This window comes from Sphingomonas sp. GC_Shp_6, from assembly GCF_026540835.1.
Classification (GTDB): Bacteria; Pseudomonadota; Alphaproteobacteria; order Sphingomonadales; family Sphingomonadaceae; genus Sphingomonas.
Genome location: NZ_JALNUO010000011.1, coordinates 68,806 through 82,388 on the forward strand (window position 1 = coordinate 68,806; position 13,583 = coordinate 82,388).

The 13,583-nt window shown below is 68.0% G+C and carries 9 protein-coding genes and 1 tRNA gene; 7 read left to right on the top strand and 3 right to left on the bottom strand.

From position 1 onward, the window contains the following. Positions 1 to 326: 326 nt before the first annotated feature. Entirely contained in the window at positions 327 to 3,128 is a 2,802-nt protein-coding gene (locus OXQ95_RS13245) for a TonB-dependent receptor (RefSeq protein WP_267381933.1), read from the top strand. Between the two features lie 29 nt (positions 3,129 to 3,157). Then, complete coding sequence (locus tag OXQ95_RS13250) at positions 3,158 to 4,741, top strand: amidohydrolase (protein WP_242095186.1); 1,584 nt, start codon at positions 3,158 to 3,160, stop codon at positions 4,739 to 4,741. Positions 4,742 to 4,785: 44 nt separating this feature from the next. Here OXQ95_RS13250 and OXQ95_RS13255 read toward each other — a convergent pair. From OXQ95_RS13255 to OXQ95_RS13265, 3 genes are all read right to left on the bottom strand, one after another. Continuing rightward, positions 4,786 to 4,860 (bottom strand) — tRNA-Glu (locus OXQ95_RS13255). Between the two features lie 84 nt (positions 4,861 to 4,944). Next, positions 4,945 to 6,318: a 3-deoxy-7-phosphoheptulonate synthase class II gene (locus tag OXQ95_RS13260; protein ID WP_267381934.1), complete on the bottom strand. Its 1,374-nt coding sequence runs from the start codon at positions 6,316 to 6,318 to the stop codon at positions 4,945 to 4,947. An 86-nt stretch (positions 6,319 to 6,404) separates the two neighbouring features. Then, positions 6,405 to 7,343 carry a D-2-hydroxyacid dehydrogenase gene (locus OXQ95_RS13265; RefSeq protein ID WP_267381935.1) on the bottom strand — a complete coding sequence of 313 codons (939 nt, stop codon included), beginning with the start codon at positions 7,341 to 7,343 and terminating at the stop codon, positions 6,405 to 6,407. A 133-nt stretch (positions 7,344 to 7,476) separates the two neighbouring features. Here OXQ95_RS13265 and ahcY point away from each other — a divergent pair, with 133 nt between their 5' ends. The 5 genes from ahcY (at position 7,477) to OXQ95_RS13290 (ending at position 13,582) form a co-directional block, all read left to right on the top strand. Beyond that, complete coding sequence (gene ahcY, locus OXQ95_RS13270) at positions 7,477 to 8,934, top strand: adenosylhomocysteinase (protein ID WP_242095189.1); 1,458 nt, start codon at positions 7,477 to 7,479, stop codon at positions 8,932 to 8,934. A gap of 133 nt (positions 8,935 to 9,067) precedes the next feature. Continuing rightward, positions 9,068 to 11,422, top strand: coding sequence for a PAS domain-containing sensor histidine kinase (locus OXQ95_RS13275; protein WP_267381936.1), 2,355 nt, complete (start codon positions 9,068 to 9,070; stop codon positions 11,420 to 11,422). Then, on the top strand, positions 11,419 to 11,871 hold the full coding sequence (gene tsaE / locus OXQ95_RS13280; RefSeq protein ID WP_267381937.1) for a tRNA (adenosine(37)-N6)-threonylcarbamoyltransferase complex ATPase subunit type 1 TsaE: 453 nt from the start codon (positions 11,419 to 11,421) through the stop codon (positions 11,869 to 11,871). The genes OXQ95_RS13275 and tsaE overlap by 4 nt, the downstream gene beginning before the upstream one ends. Next, on the top strand, positions 11,868 to 12,830 hold the full coding sequence (locus tag OXQ95_RS13285; protein WP_267381964.1) for a phosphotransferase: 963 nt from the start codon (positions 11,868 to 11,870) through the stop codon (positions 12,828 to 12,830). The genes tsaE and OXQ95_RS13285 overlap by 4 nt, the downstream gene beginning before the upstream one ends. Further along, positions 12,827 to 13,582, top strand: a complete 756-nt coding sequence (locus tag OXQ95_RS13290) for a nucleotidyltransferase family protein (RefSeq protein ID WP_242095192.1) — start codon at positions 12,827 to 12,829, stop codon at positions 13,580 to 13,582. Before OXQ95_RS13285 ends, OXQ95_RS13290 begins: the two co-directional genes overlap by 4 nt. The last annotated feature ends 1 nt before the right edge of the window (position 13,583 follow it).

The window sequence follows — 13,583 nt, forward strand, 5'->3', positions numbered from 1 at the left end:
GCCCGGCAAACCGGGATCGTGGGCGGAACGGTAAGAGTCGCGACATAACGCACGAATGCGCGGTCGCGCTCGAGCCGGACTTCGGTCCGTCCGTTTCGACGCATCGGGGAGAGGATCGTCCTTGGCACGGCATGTCGTCAAAAGGGGGCCTCGTTGTGGAAATAGTCTCGAATTGGATCGGCGGATATCGGCCGCGATCATGCCTGCGGGCCGCTCTGCTTGCGGGCGGCGCCACCGCGACGCTGATCCTGGCTGGGCAAGCCGGCGCACAGACCTTAGCGCCACCCTTGTCGGCCGTGGCGTCGAGCGCGGCCCCGGCGCAAGTCGTGCCGGCGGATCCGCCGATCGCGCCGCCCCCCGCCGCCGACGAGGCGATGATGCCCGGGAACGAGATCACCGTGACCGGCAGCCGCATCGTCCGCGACGGCTATAGCGCTCCCACCCCGGTCACCGTGCTGGGGGCGGCGGATATCGCCGCGCAGGCGCCGGCCAACATCTCGGACTTCGTCAACCAGCTTCCCGCGATCACCGCGGGCGGCAGCACCTCGTCGAACAGCTCGGGCAGCCTTTCCAACGGCATCGCCGGAATCAACTCGGTCAATCTGCGCGGCCTGGGCGCGGGGCGCACCCTGGTGTTGCTCGACGGCCAGCGCTCGGTCGCCTCCGCGGTCAACGGGGTGGTCGACGTCAACACTTTCCCGCAGGACCTGATCGAGCGCGTCGAAGTGGTGACCGGGGGCGCTTCCGCGCAATATGGGTCGGACGCGGTCGGCGGTGTCATCAACTTCATCCTCGACAAGAAGTTCAAGGGCTTCAAGGTCTCGGCGGACGAGGGGCTCTCGACCTATGGCGACGGCCACAACTATACGTTCAGCGCGAGCGCCGGGCTGTCGTTTCTGGACGATCGGCTCCACGTCCTGCTCAACGGCGAATATTTCCATCAGGACGGCGTTCCGACCATCGATCGCGCCTGGAACGGCAGCGGCTATTTTCAGATCAACAACCCGGCTTATACCGCCACGAACGGCCAGCCGCAGCGGCTCGTCGGCGCAGGCTTCGCGCCAGCGACCTATACCGCCGGCGGCCTGATCGCCTCGGGCCCGCTGCGCGGGACCTATTTCCTCGGCCCCGGTGTCACCGGTCAGCTCAACTACGGCACCACCAACACCGTCTCCAGCCCGTGGATGATCGGCGGCGACGGTGCGACGACACTGGCGGGCCATGTCGGCACCAACTCGCTGTTGCCGACCGAAGAGCGGATCAGCGTGTTCGACCGCACGGCGTTCGACCTGACCGACGCTATCCAGATCTACGGGCAATTCTCCTGGAACCGCTATCAGGGGCAGAGCTTCTACCAGCAGACACCCAGCACGGGCGTCTCCATCCGCAGCGACAATGCCTATCTGACCAGCCTGTACCCGCAGGTCGCCGCGCTGATGCGCGCCAACAATCTCGGCACGATCACCATCGGCACCAGCAATGCCGGCTTTCCGGTGCCCGGCAGCGACAACAGCCGCGAGGTGTTCCGCTATGTCGCGGGCGCGACGGGCCGGTTCGCGCTGTTCGGGCGCGACTGGAAATGGGACGCCTATTACCAGCACGGCGTCACCAAGGCGCATGAGGAGCTGACCAACACCTGGAACAACGCACGCATGGCGTTGGCGCAGGATGCGGTCTTCTCGGGCGGGCAGATCGTCTGCCGCTCCACGCTGACCAATCCGGCGAATGGCTGCGTGCCGATCGACCGGCTCGGCACCGGCGGCCCGTCCGCGGCGGCGCTCGCCTATATCTATGGCGGCCAGCAGCCCTATCGCGACGAGACGATCAAGCAGGACGTCGGCTCCGCCAGCGTAAACGGCGAATTGTTCAACCTGCCCGGCGGCCCGATCGCGATCGCGCTGGGCGGCGAATGGCGCAAGGAGCAGATCGACGGCCATGTCGATCCGCAGTTCAACAGCGGCTGGCTCTACGGCAACTATCTGGTCAACAAGGGCGAATACAACGTCAAGGAAGGCTTCGTCGAGATCGACGCGCCGCTGTTCAAGGGCTTCACCGTCAACGCGGCGGGGCGCTACACCGATTACTCGACCTCGGGCGCAGTGCAGACTTGGAAAGCAGGTGCGACCTATTCGCCCGTGCCCGACATCAAGTTCCGCGGCACGTACAGCCACGACATCCGCGCGCCCAATCTGCAGGAACTGTTCGCGGCCGGGACCGCGCGGACCAACACCGTCATCCTGCCGGCCAATTCCCCGCTCGGTGCCGGCAACTACCAGTTCATCGAGAATACCGTCGGCAATCGCAACCTCAAGCCGGAAAAGGCCAATACCTGGACCGCCGGTGTGGTCATGACGCCGCGCTTCCTGCCCGGCTTCACCGCGTCGTTCGACTATTACGACATCAGGATCACCGATGCGATCGGATCGATCACGTCGCAGAACACCGTCGATTTCTGCTATACCGGCGTCACGGCCTATTGCTCGAACATCGCCTATGGCAACGGCGCGCTGAGCGCGATCACGATCCAGCCCTTCAACTTCGCCAGCCAGCGCGAAAAGGGCTTCGACATCGAGGCGAGCTACCGCACCGAACTGTCCGCCATCTCGCCTAAGCTGCCGGGTGCGTTCAGCATCCACAGCGCGATCACCCACTATATCTCCAACGTGATCGACAACGGGATCTTCCCGGTCGACTATGCCGGGGTGAACGGCGGCAGCCTGTCGGGCACATATAGCGAGCCGAGCTGGGTCTACCGCGTCAGCGCGTTCTACGAAATCGATCCGCTGACCTTCAATCTGGTCGGGCGCGGGTTCAGCTCGGGCGTCTACGGCAACGACTATGTCCAGTGCACGTCGAACTGCCCCACCTCGACCACGCGGTACCGCACGATCAACGACAATCATATCGACGGCATCACCTATTTCGATGCCTCGGTGAGCGTCAGGATCAAGGCGGCCGGCCATGACGGCGCGCTCACCTTCGTCGTCGACAACATGTTCAACCGGGCGCCGGTGCTGATCGGCAACGGGCCGGACGGCAACAACGTGCCCGCCTATTCGCAGACCAACCGCTCGCTCTACGACGTGGTCGGCCGCGTTTTCCGCGTCTCCACCAAATTCCGGTTCTGATCGCTCCCGCACAACCAGAGGCTTTGCTCATGATCCATTTTCGAAAGACCCTGCTGGCCGCGCTGATGGCCTCGACGCTCTATGCTCCGGCCGCGCAGGCCGCCGCGGGAAAGGCGCTGAAGGCGGAAGTCGCCGCCGGCGTCGATGCCCAGACCAAGCAGATCCAGGTGATGGTCGACCAGGTGTTCAGCTATGCCGAGCCCGGCTTCCAGGAGGTGCGCACCTCGGCCTATCTCGAGGACATTCTCGAAAAGAACGGCTTCACCGTCACGCGCGGCGTGGCGGGGATCCCGACCGCCTTCACCGCCACCTGGGGTTCGGGCGGGCCGCTGATCGCGCTGGGCAGCGATATCGACGATCTGCTCGGCGTTTCGCAGGTGCCGGGCATCCCCAACATCAAGCCGCTGGTGGCGGGCGCGCCGGGGCATGGCGAGGGCCATAATTCGGGCATGCCGCTCGTCATCGCCGCCGCGATCGCGACCAAGGCTGTCATGGAGAAGAACCACATCCCCGGCCGCCTGATGATCTGGCCAGGCGTCGCCGAGGAGTTGCTCGCGACCAAGGCCTATTATGTCCGCGCCGGCCTGTTCAACGGCGTCGACGCCTGCATCTTCAACCATGTCGGAAGCGACTTCACCACGGCCTATGGCGATCTCGGCATGAACGGGATGGTGTCGGTGGAATATACCTTCCACGGCAAGACCGCGCATGCCGCGGGCGATCCCTGGGATGGCCGCAGCGCGCTCGACGGCGTCGAGATCATGGACACCGCCTGGAACTTTCGCCGCGAGCACCTGCCCGTCACGCAGCGCTCGCACTATGTCATCACCGATGGCGGCGATCAGCCCAATGTGGTGCCGGGCAAGGCCTCGGTCTGGTATTATTTCCGCGATCGCACCTTCGGTGCCGTCCGCAGCCTCTACGATACCGGCAACGAGATTGCCGAGGCCGCGGCCAAGGCGACCGGCACCACCGTGACGCGCCAGGTGCTCGGCTATGCGGCGCCCGACTGGGGCAACAAGCCGCTCGCCGAGGCCGCCTATGCCAACATCCAGGCGGTGGGCATGCCCAAATGGTCCGCCGACGACCAGGCCTTCGCCAAGGCCGTGCAGACCGTCAACACCCGCAAGATCGAGCCGCTGCACGACAAGGTGACCGCGCTGTCCACGCCCGAGAACCGGCCGCAGTCGCTGGGTGGGGGCTCGGACGATATCGGCGACATCATGTGGACGGTGCCGACGATCACCATCCGCTACCCCTCCAACATCCCCAACACGATCGGCCACAACGTGACCTCGGCCATGGCGATGGCCACGCCGATCGCGCACAAGGGCGTGGTGGTGGGCGCCAAGGCGCTGGCGATGACCGTGCTCGATCTGATGACCACGCCCAGGATCCTCAGCGACGCCAAGGCCTATTTCACCGACGTTCAGCTCAAGGCCGATCATTATGATCCGGTGCTGACCCCCGCGGACAAGCCCGCCATCTGGCTCAACACCAAGACGATGAAGGAACTGCGGCCCGCGATGGAGAAATATTACTATGATCCGGCGAAGTACCCGACCTATCTCGATCAACTGGGGATCAAATATCCGACGCTGACGCCGCAGTGACGTTCGCCGAATAACCGCTGGCATCACCGGCGCTCGCGCCGGGATGGTGACCCCTACGAGAATCGAACTCGTGCTTTCGCCGTGAGAGGGCGACGTCCTAACCGCTAGACGAAGGGGCCGTATGCGGGTGAGCGGCGCGTCTAGGCGGCGGCGCGGGCGGCGTCAAGCGGCATCGTGCCGACCCGCCGCCCCGCCGCCCGGTCTCAGGCCGCGACCTTACGCCGTTCCGCCATCTCGGCGTTGAGCATCTCGGCGAGCAGGAACGCCAGTTCCAGGCTCTGCCCCGCATTCAGCCGTGGATCGCAATGCGTGTGGTAGCGGTCCGCCAGGCTCTGCTCGGTCACGTCCACCGCGCCCCCGGTGCATTCGGTGACGTTCTGCCCCGTCATCTCGGCATGGATGCCGCCGGCATGCGTGCCCTCGGCGCGGTGCACCGCGAAGAAGCCGCGCACCTCGGCCAGGATGCGGTCGAACGGCCGCGTCTTGTAGCCGGTCACCGCTTTCACCGTATTGCCGTGCATCGGATCGCACGACCAGACGACCGGATGCCCCTCGCGCGTGACCGCACGGACGAGGCGGGGCAGGGCGGCCTCGATCTTGTCATGGCCATAGCGGGTGATGAGCGTCATCCGCCCGGGCACGCGGCCCGGATTGAGCGTGTCGAGCATCCGCAGCAGCGCGTCGGGCTCGAGGCTCGGCCCGCATTTGATGCCGATCGGATTGCCGATGCCGCGCAGATATTCGACATGCGCGCTGCCCTCGAACCGGGTGCGATCGCCGATCCACAGGAAATGCGCCGAGGTGTCGTACCAGTCGCCGGTCAGCGAATCCTGCCGCGTCAACGCCTGCTCATAGGGAAGCAGCAGCGCCTCGTGGCTGGTGTAGAAGCTGGTCTGCGCGAGCTGCGGCACGGTTTCGTAATCGATCCCGCACGCCGCCATGAATTCGAGCGCCTCGCCGATCCGGTCCGCGGTCTCGGCATATTTGCGGCTCCACGGGCTGCGGCCCATGAAATCGTGAGTCCAGCGATGGACCTGGTGGAGATTGGCATAGCCGCCGCTGGCGAAGGCGCGCAGCAGGTTGAGCGTGGCGGCGCTTTGCGAATAGGCGCGGATCATGCGCTGCGGATCGGGCGCGCGCGATTCCGGCGTGAAGCCGATATCGTTGACGTTGTCGCCGCGGTAGCTCGGCAGCTCCACGCCGTCGATCGTCTCGGTGGCGGTGGAGCGCGGCTTGGCGAACTGTCCCGCCATCCGGCCGAGCTTCACCACCGGCAGCTTGGAGGCATAGGTGAGGACGACCGACATCTGGAGGATCACGCGGAACGTGTCGCGGATGTTGTTCGCGCTGTGCTCGGCGAAGCTCTCGGCGCAATCGCCCCCTTGCAACAGGAACGCCTTGCCCTCGGCCACGCGCGCCAGCTCGGCGGTCAGATTGCGTGCCTCGCCCGCGAAGACGAGCGGCGGATAGGTGGCGAGCGTCGCGGTGGCGGCGTCGAGCGCCGCGGCGTCGGGATAGTCGGGAAGCTGGCGGGCTTCGGCCCGTGTCCAGCTGTCGGGGGCCCAGTTCGCGGCCATGTCACGTCGTCCGATGATGAAGGGAGGCATTTCCTTGCGCCAAAAGCGCCGTTCGCGCAATCTCCGCCGGGCCCCGCCCGCGCGGTTCAATAGCCGGCGGCGAGGTCGACCATGTTTTCCATCGCCCTGCCAGCACGATAGGCGTCGAGGTTTCGCAGGAAAAGTTCGGCGGCGCGCGGGAACATCTTCGTCTGGCTTTGCCCGGAAAGGTGCATCGTCACGATCGTGTTCGGCGCCGACCACAAGCCATGATCGGCGGGCAGCGGCTCGGGGCTGGTGGGATCGAGGAACGCGCCACCGATCGCGCCCGATCGCAGCGCCGACAGCAGCGCGTCGTCGTCGATCATGTCGCCGCGCGCGATGTTCACCAGCCACGCGCCGGGCTTCATCGCGGCCAGCTCCGCGGCGCCGATCATCGCGCGGGTCGCGTTGGTCGAGGGCGCGGCGAGGATCACCCAGTCCCATTCGCCGAGCGTCGCGCGCCAGGCATCGGGCGTCAGCGTGCCGTCGCGGCCCGAGCGGGTGACGCCCGTCACCGCCACGCCGAACGCCGCCAGCCGTTCGCCGATCATCCGCCCGATCGTGCCATGGCCGATCACCAGCGCCTTCGTGTCGGCCAGTTCGACGCGGCCCGGCGGCACTTTCAGCCACTCATGCCGATCCTGCGCGCGCACCACCTGGTCGAAGCGTTTGGCGGCGACCAGCACCCCCATCACCGCATATTCCGCCACCGCGATGGCGTTGATGCCGGCGCCGTTGGTGACCGTCACGCTCCGATCGCGCAGGAACGCGATCGGCAGCGCGTCGAGCCCGGCATAGATGGTCGACAGCCAGCGCAGGCCGCGGCCGGCTTCGCGGATCGTGGCGGAAACCTGTGCGGTGTCGTTCATGTCGACCCAGGCGATCTCGGCATCCGCGATCCCTGCCTTCGCCTCCTCGGCGATGGCGAACCACGTCACCTCCAGATCACCCGGTAACCGGTTTTCGAGCAGGGGGCGGGTGGCGGCAGGGAGCACGGCTTTCATGGGCGGCGAGTGTAGCCGCGACACTTCATCCGTCCAGCGCGCCGGCTGATATAAAGACATCTTTATATGTTGATCCAGCGCTGGCCGGAGACTATGGGTCGCCCATCCGGCACGGGCACGCGGCCCGCCGATCATGCCCGTTTCAGGAGACTTCCTCGTGGCCACCACGCTCGCGCCCGCGAAGACCGATTACGTCGTCGCCGATATCGCCCTTGCCGATTTCGGCCGCGCGGAGATCAACATCGCCGAGACCGAAATGCCGGGCCTGATGGCGCTGCGCGAGGAATTCGGCGCGTCGCAGCCGCTGAAGGGCGCGCGGATCACCGGTTCGCTGCATATGACGATCCAGACCGCGGTGCTGATCGAGACGCTCACCGCGCTCGGCGCCGACGTCCGCTGGGCGACCTGCAACATCTTCTCGACGCAGGATCATGCCGCCGCCGCGATCGCCGCGACCGGCGTTCCGGTGTTCGCGATCAAGGGCGAGAGCCTGGCCGACTATTGGGATTATGTCGGCGACATCTTCAACTGGGGCGCCGACGAGTCCGGCAATGGGGGCGGCCAGACCGCGAACATCATCCTCGACGATGGCGGCGATGCCACCATGTTCGCGCTGTGGGGTGCCAAGCTCGAGGCGGGCCACACGCTCGGCGAGCCCGAGAATGACGAAGAGGTCGAGTTCCAGCGCGCGCTGAAGGCGTTCGTCGCGAAGTACCCCGGCTACCTGACCGAGACGGTGAAGAACCTGAAGGGCGTTTCGGAAGAGACCACCACGGGCGTCCACCGTTTGTACGAGATCGCCAAGAAGGGCGAGCTGCCGTTCCCCGCGATCAACGTGAACGATTCGGTGACCAAGTCGAAGTTCGACAACCTCTATGGCTGCAAGGAGTCGCTGGTCGACGCGATCCGCCGCGCCACCGACGTGATGCTCGCCGGCAAGGTGGCCTGCGTCGCCGGTTTCGGCGATGTCGGCAAGGGTTCGGCGCAGTCGCTGCGCAACGGCGGCGCGCGCGTGATGGTCACCGAGATCGATCCGATCTGCGCGCTGCAGGCGGCGATGGAGGGCTTCGAGGTCGTGACGATGGACGAGGCGGTGAAGCGCGCCGACATCTTCTGCACCGCGACCGGCAATGCCGACGTCATCACCGCCGATCACATGAAGGCGATGAAGCCGATGTCGATCGTCTGCAACATCGGCCATTTCGATTCGGAGATCCAGATCGCCGCGCTCAGCAACTATGACTGGACCGAGGTGAAGCCCGGTACCGATCTGGTGAAGTTCCCCGACGGCAAGCAGATCATCATCCTGGCGAAGGGCCGTCTGGTGAACCTCGGCTGCGCCACCGGCCATCCCTCGTTCGTGATGTCGGCCAGCTTCACCAACCAGACGCTCGCGCAGATCGAATTGTGGACCAAGGGCGAGGACTACAAGAACGAAGTCTATGTCCTGCCGAAGCACCTCGACGAGAAGGTCGCGGCGCTCCATCTCGAAAAGCTCGGCGTGCACCTGTCGAAGCTGACGCCCAAGCAGGCGGGCTATATCGGCGTGCCGGTCGAGGGCCCGTTCAAGCCCGATCATTACCGCTACTGATCGCCCCGACGCCTGTCGGCAAAAAGGGGCTCGGCCGCAAGGCCGGGCCCTTTTTCGTGGAGCGATGCTTCCGCATGCCGTGCGGGTTGGCTAACACTCGCGCGATGATCCCGCTTCATCCGGACCAGCATCGATGATCGTGCTCGGCACCGGTGCGATCGTCGCCGGCGGCGTCGTGCTGTTCGCGCTGGTCGCGGCCGGGGCGGCTGCGTTGTTCGTGGGCCTGCGCGCACGCTCCGATGCGGCGGCGATGGTGGCGGAGAGCGTCCGGCTGGCGGCGATGCTGCGCGCCGCGCCCGCGCAGGCGATGCTGGTGCGCGGCGATGGCCGGGTCGAGATGCCGCAGCGGATGGCGGACTGGCTGGGCCTCGCACTCGCCCCGCGGACGCTCGCCGATTTCGCCGATGGTGATGCCGGTCTGTCGGCCGAGGACGTGGCCGCGCTCGACCGGGCGGTGGGCGCGGCGGCGCGGGCGGGGCGGGGCTTCGTCCTGTCGGTGCGGCCGCTGCAATCGTCGCGCACCATCGCGCTGCGCGGCGAGCGGGCGCCGCCCGATCTCGGCGGTGGGGGCGGCGTGCTCGTCTGGGCGTTCGATGCCACCGACAGCGAAGGCGAGATCGCGCGGCTGGGCGCCGAGACGACGCGGCTGAGCGACGCGTTCGCCGCGCTCACCGGGCTGATCGAGGCGGCGCCGCTGCCGATGTGGTATCGCGGGCCCGACCTGCGGCTGGCGATGGTCAATTCGGCCTATGTCGAGGCGGTGGACGGCCAGGATGCCGCCGACGTGGTCGCGCGCGGGATCGAACTGGTGGAGGGATCGGGCCGCGGCGGCCCGCTGACCGGGGCGGCGGCGGCGCGCGACGCCGGGCGGCCCTACGACCAGGTGTTGCCCGCCACGATCGGCGGCGCGCGGCGCTCGCTTCGCGTGTTCGACGTGCCGCTGCCGACCGGCGGGATCGCGGGCTTCGCGGTCGACATCGAGGATCTGGAGCAATCGCGCGCGGGCGCCAAGCGCTTCGCGGACGCGCAGCGCGCGATGCTCGACCGGCTGTCGGCGGGTGTCGCGCAATTCGGCGCGGACCGCGGCCTCGTCTTCTGCAACCAGCCCTTTCGCCGCATGTTCGCGATGCGCAGCGAATGGCTGTCCGACCGGCCCGAGTTCGAGCGCGTGCTGGAACGGATGCGCGAGGCGAACCGCCTGCCCGAGGTGCGCGACTTCCCGGCGTGGCGCGCCGAGCGGCGCGACTGGTTCGTCCCCGCCGACGAGGCGACCGAGGAACATTGGCATCTGCCCGGTGGCACGCACGTCCGCGTCGTTGCCCAGCCGCTGCCCGATGGCGGGCTGCTGCTGATCTTCGAGGATCGCACCGAGGAGGTGCAGCTGGCGAGCGCGCGCGATACGCTGCTGCGCGTGCGCACCGCGATCTTCGACAATCTGTTCGAAGCGCTGGGCGTCTTCGCCGCGGATGGGCGGCTGCAATTGTGGAACAACCGGCTACGCGCCGTGTGGGGGTTCGAGGAGGAGTTCCTGGCGGGCCATCCGCGCGTCGATGCCTTTGCGGAGGCCGTGGCGGGGAAGCTCGCGACGCCCAACCGCGCCGCGTTGATCCCCGAACTCGTGCGATCGGCGACGATCGAGCGGCAGCAGCGCGGCGGGCGCGTGGCATTCGCCGACGGGCGGCATTTCGAATTCGCGGCCGTGCCGCTGCCCGACGGCAACGCGCTGTTCACCATGCTCGACATCACCGACAGCCGCCGCGCGGAACAGGCGCTGCGCGACCGCAACGCCGCGCTGGAGGCGAGCGACAAGGTGAAGACCGCGTTCGTCGCCAATATGAGCTATGAACTGCGCACCCCGCTCACCTCGATCGGCGGCTTCGCCGAGATGCTGCACGGTGGCTATGCGGGCAAGATGACCAAACAGGCCGATGGCTATGTCGAGGCGATCCTCGAATCGGTCGAGCGGCTGGGATTGCTGGTCGACGACGTGCTCGACCTCACGCGCGCCGAGGCCGAGGGGTCGGCCATCGAGAAGAGCGACGTCGATCTGGGCGCGGTGGCGCGCGCGGCGGCCGAGACGGTGCTGCCCGCGGCCAAGCGGCGGCGGCTCGATTTCGCCGTCGAGGTCGCGCGCTCGGCCGGGCGCTTGCAGGGCGACGCGGCGCGGCTGCGCGAGGTGATCGAGCATCTGCTTCGCCATGCGCTGGCCGCCACGCCCGAGGCCGGGCGGGTGCTGCTCCATGTCGACGGCAATGCCACCGGCGCGCGGATCGTGGTGTCCGACGACGGGCCGGGCATGGATGCCGCCAGCGTCGCGCATGCGTTCGATCGGTTCGCGGAACCCGGCATCAAGCCGATCGGCGAACGCGCACTGGGGCTCGGCCTGCCGCTCGCCAAGCAGTTCGTCGAGGCGCATGGCGGGACGATCGATCTGGTGTCCGAGCCCGGCTCGGGCACGCTGGTGACCGTCCGGCTGCCGCGGCGATGAGCGGCATCCGGCTGGCCGATCCGGCGGCGACGGAGGCGTTCGGCGCGACGCTCGCGCCTCTGGTGCGCGTGGGCGACGTGGTGGCGCTGGTGGGCGATCTGGGTGCGGGCAAGACGAGCCTCGCGCGCGGGCTGCTCGCCGCGCTCGGTCTGGCGGGCGAGGCGCCGAGCCCCAGTTTCGCGATCGTCCAGCCCTATACCCCGCCCGAGACGCGGCTGCCCGTGCTCCATGTCGATCTCTACCGGATCGAATCGCCCGACGAGATGGAGGAGCTGGGGCTCGACGAGGCGCTGGGCGATTCGGTGCTCTTGGTCGAATGGCCGGAGCGCGCCGGCGCAGGTCGCTGGCCGGACGCCCTCGTCATGACGCTGGCGGCGGAGCCCGATGGCGCGCGCCGCTTGACAGTGACGGTGCCGGAGGGCTGGAAGCGGCGATGGCCATCGACATGACCCCGCCGCCCGGCGCCGCCGCCTTTCTCGCCGCGCATGGCTGGGGAGGGGGCGCCGTCGCGCCGCTGGCGGGCGACGCGTCGTTCCGCCGCTATTTCCGCGTGACGCACGGCGCACGCGCGGCGGTGCTGATGGATGCGCCGCCCCCGCACGAGGATCCGCGGCCGTTCCTTACGGTGGCGGGCTGGTTGGCGGAGCGCGGCTTTGCAGCGCCCGCGATCCATGCCGCCGATGCAGCCCAGGGGCTCGTGCTGCTCGAGGATTTCGGCGATGCCCGGCTGCGCGAGGCGGCCGACGCCGCGCCGCACGACGCCTCCGGCCTCTATGCGGCGGCGGTCGACGTGCTGGTCGAACTGCGCCGCCATCCGGCCGGCCCGTTCGCACCCTATGACCGCGCGGTGCTCCAGCGCGAGGCGGGATTGTTCGTCGATTGGTACATGCCCGCGGTGGGGCGCGATGCCGATGCGGCGGGTTACCACGCGGCGTGGGACGCGGTGCTCGATCATGCGCTGACAGCCGAGCCGGTGACGGTGCTGCGCGACTATCATTCGGAAAATCTGATGCTGGCGGGCGGGCGGCTCGGCCTGCTGGATTTCCAGGACGCGCTGGCGGGGCATCCGGCCTATGATCTGGTTTCGCTGCTCCAGGATGCGCGGCGCGACGTCGATCCCAACATCGAACAGGCGATGCTCGAACGCTACCGGGCCGAAACCGGCGTCGGCGACGATTTTCTCGACGCGTATCATGTGCTCGGCGCGCAGCGGAACGCCAAGATCCTCGGCATCTTCACCCGGCTGTGGAAGCGCGACGGCAAGCCGCGCTACGCCGCGCTGTGCCCGCGCGTCTGGGCGTATCTCGAACGCGATCTGTCGGAGCCGGTGATGGCGCCCGTCGCGCGGTGGTTCGACGATCACGTCCCGCCCGAGCTGCGCGGCGATCCGGCGATGATCGGCGCATGACCCGCCAGCGGATGATCCGCCCCGATCCGGGCGGCACGGTGCCGGAAACGGCGATGGTGATGGCGGCCGGCCTGGGCAAGCGGATGCGCCCGCTGACCGCGACGCGGCCCAAACCGCTCGTCGTGGTGGCGGGCAAGCCGCTGATCGACCATGTGTTCGATCGCCTCCGCGCCGCGCAGGTGAAGCGCGCGGTGGTGAACGTCCATTATCTCGCCGACGCGCTGGAGGCGCATGTCGCCAGCCAGGCGGACGGGATCGCGGTCGCCTTTTCCGACGAGCGCGCCGCGCTGATGGAGACGGGCGGCGGGCTGGTGAAGGCGCGCGCGCTGCTCGGCGACGCGCCCGTGCTGGTCATCAACAGCGACAATCTGTGGATCGACGGGCCGGTCGACACGCTCCGCCTGCTCGCGTCGCGCTGGGACGATGCGACGATGGACGCGCTGCTGCTGCTGGTCCCCTACGCCCGCGCGCACAACCACAAGGGACAGGGCGATTTCAACCTCGCGCCCGATGGCCGGATCACCGGCCGCCGGGTCGCCGGGCGCACCGCGCCGTTCGTCTATTCCGGCGTGCAGATCGTCCATCCCCGCCTGATCGCCGATTGGCCCGAAGGACCGTTCTCGACCAACATCTTCTGGGACCGGGCGATCGCCGAAGGTCGCGCCTATGGTCAGGTGCACCAGGGCCTGTGGTTCGACGTCGGCACGCCCGCCGCGATCCCGCGCACCGAGGCGATGCTCGCCGATGGTTGAG